The sequence below is a fragment of the Streptococcus mitis genome, assembly GCF_946190065.1.
In the GTDB taxonomy this organism is placed as follows: domain Bacteria; phylum Bacillota; class Bacilli; order Lactobacillales; family Streptococcaceae; genus Streptococcus; species Streptococcus mitis_DE.
Genome location: NZ_CAMHZD010000009.1, coordinates 1 through 12429 on the forward strand (window position 1 = coordinate 1; position 12429 = coordinate 12429).

The following is a 12429-nucleotide window of genomic DNA, read 5'->3' on the forward strand; positions in this document are numbered from 1 at the left end:
CCAGAAAAAGTAGAAGCACCGAAAGAATATACAGGAGTACAAGCTGGGGCGATAGTCGAACCAGAAAAAGTAGAACCACCGAAAGAGTATACAGGGGTTCAAGCTGGAGCGATAGTCGAACCAGAAAAAGTGGAACCACCGAAAGAATACACAGGGAAAATTGAATCACCGAAAACAGAGAAGCCTAAACCTGCAGTAGAGTTAAACAATACAACAGAAAACAATAATGTAGAAAAAAATGCTAGTGCACTTCTTCGAATGAATTTTGTTAAAGATAACAAAGCATTATCAGGAACGGGTTCAGCTACTTTTATAGCTCCTAACGTATTGTTGACAGTAGCGCATAATTTTATTAATAATTCTTCAGATAACACTACTGGTGAGTTTAGGGGAGATAAAGCTAAAAACACATATGAATGGCAGTCACCTGATGGACAAAAAGGTTCATTCACTTCAGATGATATTCACTTCTATAATCAAAAAGATTATCCAAAAGGCTTTATCTACGATTTAGCAGTTATTAAATTACCTGAATCTACTAGAAGACAGTATGCCAACTTAGTAGAAAATTACTCGAAAGTAAATGTTAATGACAAACTAAATGTTCATGGATATCCTGCTGGGCAGTATACTCACTTAAAAGATACTACTGTAGAAATGGAACAAAAATACGCTAATAATACTTATGGTGTCCAATACCAAGGTGGAAAAGCTGGTATGAGTGGTGGAGGAATCTTTAACTCTAAAGGAGAAGTCATTGGTATACACCAAAATGGAGCTGAAAATCGTTCAGGAGGATTGATTTTATCTCCAACACAATTAGCTTGGATTAGAAGTATTATAAACGGTAAAGAAATTACACCTAAATATGATGCTCTTGAACGTCATAAAGATGAGAAAAAAGATGACACTAAAGAAGAGAAAGAAATTGTTAAAAAATTAGAACTTAGAAATATTTCTTCTGTTGAACTATATTCGAAAGAAGGAGATAAGTATCGTCATGTAACTTCACTTTCAAGTGTGCCAAACATCTCTTCAAATTACTTTATGAAAGTTAAGTCAGAGAATTTTAAGGATGTAATGCTTCCAGTTGAAAGTATTACTAATGATAATAAAGATAATAGAGAAGTCTATAAAATAGTGGCTCGCGTAAATAATTTGATACAACATGAAAATGATAGAGTATTAGATAATTATACATACTACCTACCTAAGACGGTAAGTAGTGAAAATGGTGTTTATACATCATTTAAAAATCTTGTAGATGATATGAATAGTAACCCACATGGTACATTTCGTCTAGGGGCGACTATGGATGCTCGTGAAGTAGAACTTTTGGAAGGTCAAGAAAGTTATATTAATCACGAATTTAGTGGTACATTAATAGGTTCAAACAAGGATAAGAACTATGCTGTATATAACCTGAAAAAACCGTTATTTAACGTTTTAAATCATGCTAATATTCGAGATCTTTCAATAAAAGAAGCAAATGTTTCTTCTAAAGAAGATGCTGCTACAATAGCGAAAGAAGCGAAAAATGGTACTAACATTACTAATGTTCACTCATCTGGTGTAATTGCTGGTGAACGTGGCATTGGTGGTTTAGTTTCACAAGTTACAGATTCTAAAATCTTGAATAGTAGTTATACTGGTAGAATAACTAATACTTATGACACAAAGGCTACTTATCAAATAGGTGGTTTAGTTGGTAAACTTTCAGGAGCTAGAGCTTCAATTGATAGATCAGTTTCGTCTATTGATATGGCGACAAATGCTAATCAAGGAGACCAAATTGTTGGTGGTATAGCGGGAGTTGTTGATGATAGAGCGACAATCAGTAATAGCTATGTTGAAGGTAATGTTAATAATGTGAAACATTTTGGTAAAGTTGGTGGAGTCGTTGGTAATCTTTGGGATAATTCAGGAGAAGTTGAAAATTCAGGTCGACTATCTGATGTGCTAAGTGATGTTAATGTTACTAATGGGAACGCTATAGTTGGTTATGATTTTAATGGTATTAAAGCATTTAAGACATATAGTAATAAAAATAATAAAGTAGTAAATGTAGTTCAAGTGGACGATGAACTTGTAACTAAAGATTCAGATGTACAAAGAGGTACGATATTAGAATCTGACAAAGTGAATGCTAAAAAAGTTGAGTTAGTTTCTAAACAAAGTACTAAAGTAGAAGACTTCAATTTCTCTTCTAGATATGTAACTGACTATAGAAATCTTGAAAATGCCGATTCATCAAAAGAACAAGTTTATAAAAATATTGAAAAATTATTACCATTCTATAATAGAGAAACAATAGTTAAGTACGGGAATTTAGTAGAGACTAGTAGTAATCTTTACAAAAAAGAATTATTATCAGTAGTTCCTATGAAAGATAAAGAAATAATTAGTGATGTTAACGGAAGTAAATCAAGTATAAATAAACTATTACTATATTACACGGACAATACATCAGAAACGATAAATATACAATATCAAAGTGATTTTTCAAATGTAGCAGAGTATAGTTTGAATGGTACAAAATTAATTTACACACCAAATACATTACTTCGAAATTATAAAAATATTTTAGATGAAGTATTACCAGAATTAAATAAAGTAGAATATAAATCAGATGCAATTAGAAAAGTATTAGATATTTCTAAAGGTATTAGTTTAACAGAGTTATATCTAGATGAACAATTCGACAAAACAAAAGCAAACATTGAAGATAGTTTATCAAAACTTCTTTCTGCTGACGCGGCAATAGCTGAAAATAGTAATTCAATAATTGATAATTATGTAATAGAAAAAATTAAGAATAATAAAGAAGCGTTACTTCTAGGTTTAACTTATCTAGAACGTTGGTATAATTTTAAATATGATAATGCAAGTGCTAAAGATTTAGTTATGTATCACTTGGATTTCTTCGGTAAATCAAATAGTTCAGCCTTAGATAATGTTATTGAACTAGGTAAGTCTGGCTTTAACAATTTATTAGCGAAAAATAATGTAATTACTTATAATGTATTATTAGCGAAAAATTATGGAACTGAAAGTTTATTTAAAGCATTAGAAGGATATAGAAAAGTATTTTTACCAAAAACTTCTAACAACGAGTGGTTTAAAAAACAAACAAAAGCTTATATAGTAGAAGAAAAATCTACGATTAAAGAGGTAAGTGATAAACAATCAATAGCAGGTAGTCCATATTCTATTGGTGTATATGATAGATTAACTAGCCCATCATGGAAATATCAAAGTATGGTGTTGCCGTTATTAACACTACCTGAAAAATCTGTGTTTATGATAGCGAATATCTCTACTATTGGATTTGGTGCATATGATAGATATAGAAGTAAAGAATATCCTAAGGGAGAAAAATTAAATAAATTTGTTGAAGAGAATGCACAAGCAGCGGCTAAACGATTTAGAGACCATTATGATTATTGGTATAAAATTCTAGATAATGAAAATAAAGAAAAATTATTTAGAAGTATCCCAGTATATGATGCATTTAGATTTGGAAATGATGAAGATAATAAGTTACAAGAAGCTAACTTTGAAACTAATCATCCAGCAATAAAACATTTCTTTGGTCCAGCAGGTAATAATGTAGTTCACAATGCTAATGGTGCATATGCAACAGGGGACGCATTCTACTATATGGCTTATCGTATGCTTGATAAATCTGGTGCGGTAACATATACGCATGAAATGACGCATAACTCAGATAGAGAAATTTATCTTGGTGGCTATGGTCGAAGAAGTGGCTTGGGACCAGAGTTCTTCGCAAAAGGCTTATTGCAAGCACCAGACCATCCAAATGACGCAACCATCACCATCAACTCGATCTTGAAACATTTAAAATCGGATAGCAAAGAAGGAGAACGATTACAAATACTCGATCCAACTACGAGATTTAATAGTGCAGATGATTTGAAGCAATATGTCCACAATATGTTTGATGTTGTCTATATGTTGGAATATCTTGAAGGACAATCAATCATTCAACATTTATCTAATTCAGAGAAAATGACTGCACTGAGAAAAATTGAGAATGTATTCGTCAAGGATCCAGATGGAAATAACGTATATGCAACAAATGTTGTCAGAGATCTAACAGTAGAAGAAGCTAAAAAACTACGTTCATTCAATGATTTGATTGATAATAATATTATTTCGTCTAGGGAATATGCGTCAAAAACATACGAAAGAAATGGCTATTTTACTATAAAACTATTTGCGCCGATTTATGCAGCATTAAGTAATGATGACGGAACGCCAGGTGACCTAATGGGACGTCGTATGGCTTATGAACTATTGGCTGCAAAAGGCTTTAAAGATGGTATGGTACCATATATTTCAAATCAATTTGAACCCGATGCTAGGGAAAATAATAAAACGATTACCTCATATGGTAAGACCAAAGGATTAGTAACAGATACATTAGTACTTCAGAAATTATTTAATGGTCAATACCACACTTGGAGTGATTTTAAAAAGGCTATGTATGCAGAGCGTCAAACTAAGTTCAATAAATTGAACAAAGTTACCTTTAAGGATACAAGTAAATCGTGGACAAGCTTTGCAACAAAAACCACAAGTAGTATAGATGAGTTGCAGAAACTAATGAATGAAGCTGTCCGTAAAGATGCAGAAGGTACTCATTGGGATAACTATAATCCAGAGACTGATAGTGCAGTTCATAAATTGAAGAGAGCAATCTTTAAAGCTTATCTAGATCAAACTAATGATTTTAGAAGTTCAATTTTTGAGAATAAAAAATAGTGTTTACTATTAAAAAAATAAAATTAAAGAAGGTGATTACACTTGTCATTATTTAAAAAAGAGCGATTTTCGATCCGAAAAATCTGTGGGATTGTTGGTTCGGTGTTACTCGGAAGTGTCTTGGTTGCACCGTCAATCATTCATGCTTCTACCTATCATTACATTGAAAAAAGCGCTCTTACACAAGAAGAACAAACTAAGATTCAAGCAGGAATTCCTACTGATAATGAAGCAACCTATGCTCTTATTTATCAGCAGGAAGCTCTTCCTGCAACAGGTTCCTCGACTTCTGTGCTTACAGTTTTAGGTCTATTAGCTATTGGTAGTTTAGTTCTTTTGGTTCATAAAAAGAAAAAAGTTAGTAGTGTGTTCTTAGTTACTACTATCGGACTGATTAGTCTTTCTAGTATGCAAGCACTTGATATAAGCAATCCTTTGAAAGCTTCAAGTAATGAAGGTGTAGTTCAAATTGCTGGATATCGTTATATTGGATACTTACCTCTTGATGATGATGTAATCTCAGAAATTCAACATAAATCTGAGGGGACAAAAAATGTTCCAGTATCTGAAATTCAAAGTGTTCATAATGAAGCGCCTAAGGCTGAAAAACCTGAGTACACTGATCCTGTGGGTATGGTTCCTGACGAGGCGCCTAAGGCTGAAAATCCAGAACATACAGCACCAGTTGGTGGTAATCTGGTTGAGCCTGAAGTTCATGAAAAACCAGAATATACTGAACCGATAGGCACAGTTCCTGACGAGGCGCCTAAAGCAGATAAGCCTAAACATACAGCTCCAATTGGCGGTAATTTAGTTGAACCAGAAGTTTATAAAAAACCAGAGTATACAGCACCAGTTGATGGTAATTTGGTAGAACCTGAGGTTCAACCTGAATTGCCAGAGGCTGTTGTAATTGAAAAAGGCGAACCTGAAGTTCAGCCAGCATTACCAGAAGCTGTTGTGACTGACAAAGGCGAACCTGAAGTTCAGCCAGCGTTACCAGAAGCGGTTGTGACTGACAAAGGGGAACCAGAAGTTCAGCCAGCGTTACCAGAAGCGGTTGTGACTGACAAAGGGGAACCAGAAATTCAACCATCATTACCTGAAGCTGTTGTGACTGATAAAGGAGAACCAGAAGTTCAGCCAGCATTACCTGAAGCTATTGTAACTGATAAAGGGGAACCGGAAGTTCATGAAAAACCAGCATACACTGAACCGGTAGGCACAGTTCCAGACGATGCTCCTAATGCTGAGAAACCAGAATATACTGAACCTGTAGGTACAACAGGAGTAGATGAAAATGGCAACTTGATTGAGCCACCTGTTATCAACATTCCAGAGTATACTGAACCAATATCTACAGTTTCAGAAGTTGCACCAGAAAGAGAAGAATTGCCTTCTCTACATACCGATATCCGGACAGAGACTATTCCTAAAACGACTGTAGAAGAATCTGATTCTACCAAATTTATAGGCGATGATTCTATTAAACAAGTTGGTGAGGATGGCGAACGTCAAATTGTTACTAGCTATGAAGAGTTACATGGCAAAAAAATTAGTGAACCAGTTGAAACAGTAACTATTTTGAAAGAAATGAAGCCTGAAATTCTTGTAAAAGGTACAAAAGAAAAGCCTAAAGAAAAAACGGCTCCTGTTTTGACTTTGGAGCGAACAGATACAAATGTATTAGACCGCTCCGCAAATCTTTCTTATCATTTGGTTAATACAGATGGAGTCAAGATCAATAAAATTACTGCGACAATTAAAGATGGAAATGAAATTGTCAAAACAGTAGATTTAACTTCAGAGCAATTAGATAAGCAGGTAGAAGATTTAAAATTCTACAAGGACTATAAGATAGAAACCACTATGACCTATGACCGTGGTAAGGGAGAAGAAACTGCAACATTAGAAGAGAAACCACTTCGCTTGGATTTGAAAAAAGTTGAAATTAAAAATATCGCATCTACTAATTTAGTGAAGGTAAATGACGATGGTACTGAAACACCTAATGATTTCATGACTGAAAAACCTTCAGATGAAGATGTGAAGAAGATGTACTTGAAAATCACTAGTCGTGATAATAAAGTAACACGTTTAGCAGTTGATAAGATTGAGTTGGTGACTGAAAAAGAAAAAGAACTTTTTAAAATTACAGCAACTGCTCAAGATTTGATTCAACATACAGACCCAACTAAGGTTCGTAATCAGTATATTCACTACCTCGAAAAACCTGTACCAAAAACGGATAATGTTTACTACAACTTTAAAGAGTTGGTTGAGGCGATGAGAGCGGACATGAAAGGTACGTTTAAAATCGGTGCCGATTTGAATGCTACGAATGTTCCTGCTGCTGGTAAACAATATGTACCTGGGACATTCCAAGGTCATTTATCAAGTGTCGATGGTAAGCAATACACGATTCATAACATCGCTCGACCGTTATTTGATCGTGTTGAAAATGGTTCAATTAAAAACATTAATCTAGGTAATGTTGATGTCAATATGCCTTGGGCTGATAATGTAGCACCTCTTGCTAATATGGTTAAGAATGCTACTGTTGAAAAAGTTAAAGTTACAGGTTCTGTTGTTGGCAATAACAATGTTGCTGGTATTATTAACAAACTCGACAAAGGTGGTAAATTGAATGACGTTGCCTTCATTGGTAAAATACATTCATTCGGTGACAAAGGTTGGAAAGTAGCTGGTATTGTTGGTGAAATCTGGAAAGGTAACGTAGATAAAGCCTATGTTGAAGCCGATATTACAGGTAATAAAGCTAAAGCTGGTGGTATTGCAGCAACAACCGATAACGGCATGGATAACAACACTGTTGGTAAAGAAGGTTCAATTCGCCATTCTGTGGCAAAAGGTACGATTGATATTCAAAATCCTGTTGAAGTTGGTGGATTTATCAGTTCGAACTGGGTTCTAGGTTTACTAGAAGACAACGTTTCTATGATGAAAGTTACCAAAGGTGAAATCTTCTATGGTTCTAAGAACATTGACGAAGAAGACGGTTATTTTTCAGGAAATCGATTGAATAGAGATTTCGTTGTTGAAGGTGTAAGCACAGGTACTTCAAGCTTTAAACGTTCTAAGAACGTTAAGACTATTAAAACAGAAGAAGCGAATAAGAAAATTGAAGGATACGGTATTACGGCTAACACCTTTGAGATTAAAAATCCTGTTGTAAACAAATTGAATGTGTTGACTTCTCGTGAAAATGAGTATAAGACAACTCAAGACTACAAAACAGAACGTGATTTAGCATATCGTAACATTGAAAAGCTTCAACCGTTCTACAACAAAGAGTGGATTGTTAACCAAGGTAATAAACTAACTGAAGATTCAAACTTGTTGACAAAAGAAGTGTTATCAGTTACAGGAATGAAAGACGGACAATTTGTAACGGATTTATCAGATATTGATCATGTGATGATTCACTATGCAGATAAGACTAAAGAAATCAAAGCTGTTCATCAAAAAGAGTCTAAAGTAGCGCAAGTTCGTGAGTATAGTATCGATGGATTGGGTGACATTGTTTATACACCAAACATGGTTGATAAAAATCGTAATCAATTGATTCAAAACATTAAAGGTAGGTTAGCGACTGTTGAATTAATTTCTCCTGAAGTACGTGCCTTGATGGGTAATCGGGATAGAGCTGAAGAAAATACAGAGGAACGTAAAAACGGTTATATCCGAGACCTTTATCTCGAAGAAAGTTTTGCTGAAACGAAAGCTAATCTTGATAAATTGGTCAAATCTTTGATTGAAAATGCTGACCATCAATTAAATAGTGACGAAGCGGCTATGAAAGCACTTGTTAAGAAGGTGGATGAAAATAAAGCTAAAATCGTGATGGCTCTTACTTACCTTAATCGTTACTATGATATCAAGTATGGGGATATGACTATCAAGAACTTGATGATGTTTAAACCTGACTTCTATGGTAAGTCAGTTGACCTTCTTGATTTCTTGATTCGAATTGGATCAAGCGAGCGAAATATCAAGGGCGACAGAACTTTGGATGCTTATCGTGATATGATTGGTGGAACTATTGGTAAAGCTGAATTACATGGCTTCTTAGATTACAACATGCGTCTCTTTACTAACGATACTGATTTAAATGATTGGTTTATCCATGCGGCTAAGAATGTATATGTATCAGAACCTCAAACAACGAATCCTGATTTTGCTAACAAACGTCATCGTGCATTTGATGGTTTGAACAATGGTGTTCATAATCGTATGATCCTACCTCTATTAACGCTTAAGAATGCACATATGTTCTTGATTTCAACTTACAATACAATGGCTTATAGCTCTTTTGAGAAATATGGTAAGTATACAGAAGAAGCTAGAAACGAATTTAAGAAAGAGATTGATAATGTTGCGAAAGGTCAACAAACTTACCTTGATTTCTGGTCACGTTTAGCATTGCCAAGTGTACGTGACCAATTACTCAAGAGTCAAAATAGGGTTCCGACACCTGTTTGGGATAACCAAAACTATCATAACGTTGAAGGTGTAAATCGTATGGGTTATGATAAGAACAATAAACCAATTGCACCTATTCGTGAATTATATGGACCAACTTGGAAATTCCATAATACCAACTGGAATATGGGAGCTATGGCATCTATTTTCCCAGATCCTAATAATAATGACCAAGTTTATTTCATGGGAACAAATATGATTAGTCCGTTTGGTATTTCAGCCTTTACTCACGAAACAACACACGTTAATGATAGAATGCTTTACTTCGGTGGTCATAGACACCGTCAAGGTACAGACGTCGAAGCCTATGCGCAAGGTATGTTACAGACACCTGATAAATCGACAGGAAACGGTGAATATGGCGCTTTAGGTTTGAATATGGCTTATCATCGTGAAAATGATGGTAATCAATGGTACAATTATAACCCTGATAAGCTTCAAACTCGTGAAGATATTGATCGCTACATGAAGAACTACAATGAAGCGTTAATGATGTTGGATTATGTTGAAGCAGATGCTGTAATTCCAAAATTAAATGGTGATAATAGCAAGTGGTTCAAGAAAATTGACAGAGTCGATAGACATGTTGATGGCTTAAATAATTTAACTGCTCCACACCAATGGGATAAAGTTCGTGACCTAAATGACGGAGAGAAAACTAAACCATTGGCAAGTATTGATGATTTGGTTGATAATAATTTAATGACCAAACATAACAATCCGGGTAATGGTGTGTTCCGACCAGAGGACTTCACGCCTAATTCAGCATATGTTAATGTTCAAATGATGGCTGGTATTTATGGTGGTAATACAAGCAAAGGTGCTCCAGGTTCATTATCATTCAAGCATAATGCCTTCCGTATGTGGGGTTACTTTGGCTATGAAAATGGATTTATCGGATATGTATCTAGCAAATACCAAGGTGAAGCTAATAAACAAAACCAGGGTAGATTGGGTGATGATTTCATTATCAAAAAAGTTTCAAACAACCAATTCTTAAACCTTGAAGATTGGAAGAAACATTGGTATCACGACGTTAAAGCTAAAGCAGAGCAAGGATTTACTACTATTGAAATTGACGGTAAACAAATTACCAACTATACACAATTGAAGGATATCTTTGTTAAAGCGGTTGAGGAAGATTTAAAGAAATCAGGTGATTTCTCACACACTGTTGCACTCAAAGAAAAAGTCTTTAAAGCTCTTCTTAAAAACACAGACGGTTTCTTTAATCAATTGTTTAAAAAAGACATTTAAATGTTTAAAATATAAAGGAGGCAGTTTTTTGCTCCCTATGAAAAGTCATCATTTGATGGCTTTTTTCTATACAGGGAGCTTAAAAGGCTATCATCAGACAAAATAGAGAAGGCATGATATAATATAAGGTAGATTTCTATGTAATTAAACAAAAACTGTTTGAACATCCTTCATTTGAAAACTCTCTACGTTCAAACAATAGTAAAATAAAATAGGGGCTCTAAACCCTTGCTATGAAAGGAAAAAAATCAATGGCTACTATTCAATGGTTTCCTGGTCACATGTCTAAAGCGCGTCGACAAGTGCAGGAGAATTTAAAATTTGTTGATTTTGTGACGATTTTGGTGGATGCACGCTTACCTTTATCTAGTCAAAATCTTATGTTGACAAAGATTGTTGGTGACAAACCAAAACTCTTGATTTTAAACAAGGCGGATTTGGCTGATCCAGCAATGACCAAGGAATGGCGCCAGTATTTTGAATCACAAGGAATTCAGACGCTAGCTATCAACTCCAAAGAGCAAGTGACTGTAAAAGTTGTAACAGATGCGGCCAAAAAGCTCATGGCGGATAAGATTGCTCGCCAAAAAGAACGTGGCATCAAGATTGAAACCTTGCGTACCATGATTATCGGAATTCCAAACGCTGGTAAATCAACTCTCATGAACCGTTTGGCTGGTAAAAAAATTGCCGTTGTCGGTAATAAACCAGGGGTTACCAAGGGGCAACAATGGCTCAAAACCAATAAAGATCTTGAAATCCTAGACACGCCAGGAATTCTTTGGCCTAAGTTTGAAGATGAAACTGTTGCGCTTAAGTTGGCCTTGACTGGAGCTATCAAAGACCAGTTGCTTCCTATGGATGAGGTGACCATTTTTGGTCTCAATTATTTCAAAGAACATTATCCAGAAAAGCTGGCTGAACGCTTCAAACAAATGAAAATTGAGGAAGAAGCACCTGTTATTATTATGGATATGACCCGCGCCCTCGGTTTCCGTGACGACTATGACCGTTTCTACAGTCTCTTCGTGAAGGAAGTCCGCGACGGCAAACTTGGTAACTATACCTTAGATACATTGGAAGACCTCGATGGCGACGATTAAAGAAATCAAAGAACTCCTTGCTACTGTCAATGACCTTGATAGCCCTATTTTTTTAGAGCTGGAAAAGGATAGTCGTTCAGGAGTTCAAAAGGAAATCAGCAAGCGTAAAAAAGCCATTCAGGCAGAATTGGATGAGGATCTTCGTTTGGAATCCATGCTTTCCTATGAAAAAGAACTTTACAAACAAGGATTGACCTTAATTGCTGGTGTTGATGAGGTCGGCCGAGGTCCTCTGGCTGGGCCAGTAGTTGCTGCAGCCGTTATCTTGCCTAAAAATTGTAAAATTAGAGGCCTCAATGACAGCAAGAAAATTCCTAAAAAGAAACATCTGGAGATTTTTCAAGCCGTTCAGGAGCAAGCCTTGTCAATCGGCATTGGTATCATGGATAATCAGGTCATCGACCAAGTCAATATCTATGAAGCAACCAAACTGGCCATGAAAGAAGCAATCTCCCAGCTCAGTCCTCAACCTGAGCACCTTTTGATAGATGCCATGAAACTGGATTTACCAATTTTACAAACATCTATCATCAAAGGTGATGCGAATTCCCTTTCAATTGCAGCGGCTTCTATAGTAGCCAAGGTGACACGTGATGAATTGATGAAGGAATTCGACCAGCAATTTCCCGGCTATGATTTCGCTGCTAATGCAGGATATGGAACTGCTAAACACCTAGAAGGCCTCACAAAACTAGGAGTTACCCCAATTCATCGAACCAGCTTTGAACCTATTAAATCGCTGGTTTCAAGAGAAAAAGAAAGTTAAGTTAGAAGGAAGGAT

The 12429-nt window shown here is 35.5% G+C and carries 4 protein-coding genes; all 4 read left to right on the plus strand.

Annotated features, from left to right (window positions below; genetic code table 11):
* A partial coding sequence (locus tag OCF96_RS05340; RefSeq protein ID WP_261446624.1) for a ZmpA/ZmpB/ZmpC family metallo-endopeptidase occupies positions 1 to 4785 on the plus strand: 4785 nt, incomplete at its 5' end.
* A gap of 42 nt (positions 4786 to 4827) precedes the next feature.
* Positions 4828 to 10545, plus strand: coding sequence for an SIALI-17 repeat-containing surface protein (locus tag OCF96_RS05345; protein ID WP_261039661.1), 5718 nt, complete (start codon positions 4828 to 4830; stop codon positions 10543 to 10545).
* Positions 10546 to 10796: 251 nt separating this feature from the next.
* Positions 10797 to 11648, plus strand: coding sequence for a ribosome biogenesis GTPase YlqF (ylqF, locus tag OCF96_RS05350; RefSeq protein ID WP_261446625.1), 852 nt, complete (start codon positions 10797 to 10799; stop codon positions 11646 to 11648).
* On the plus strand, positions 11635 to 12414 hold the full coding sequence (locus tag OCF96_RS05355) for a ribonuclease HII (RefSeq protein WP_261446626.1): 780 nt from the start codon (positions 11635 to 11637) through the stop codon (positions 12412 to 12414). The genes ylqF and OCF96_RS05355 overlap by 14 nt, the downstream gene beginning before the upstream one ends.
* The last annotated feature ends 15 nt before the right edge of the window (positions 12415 to 12429 follow it).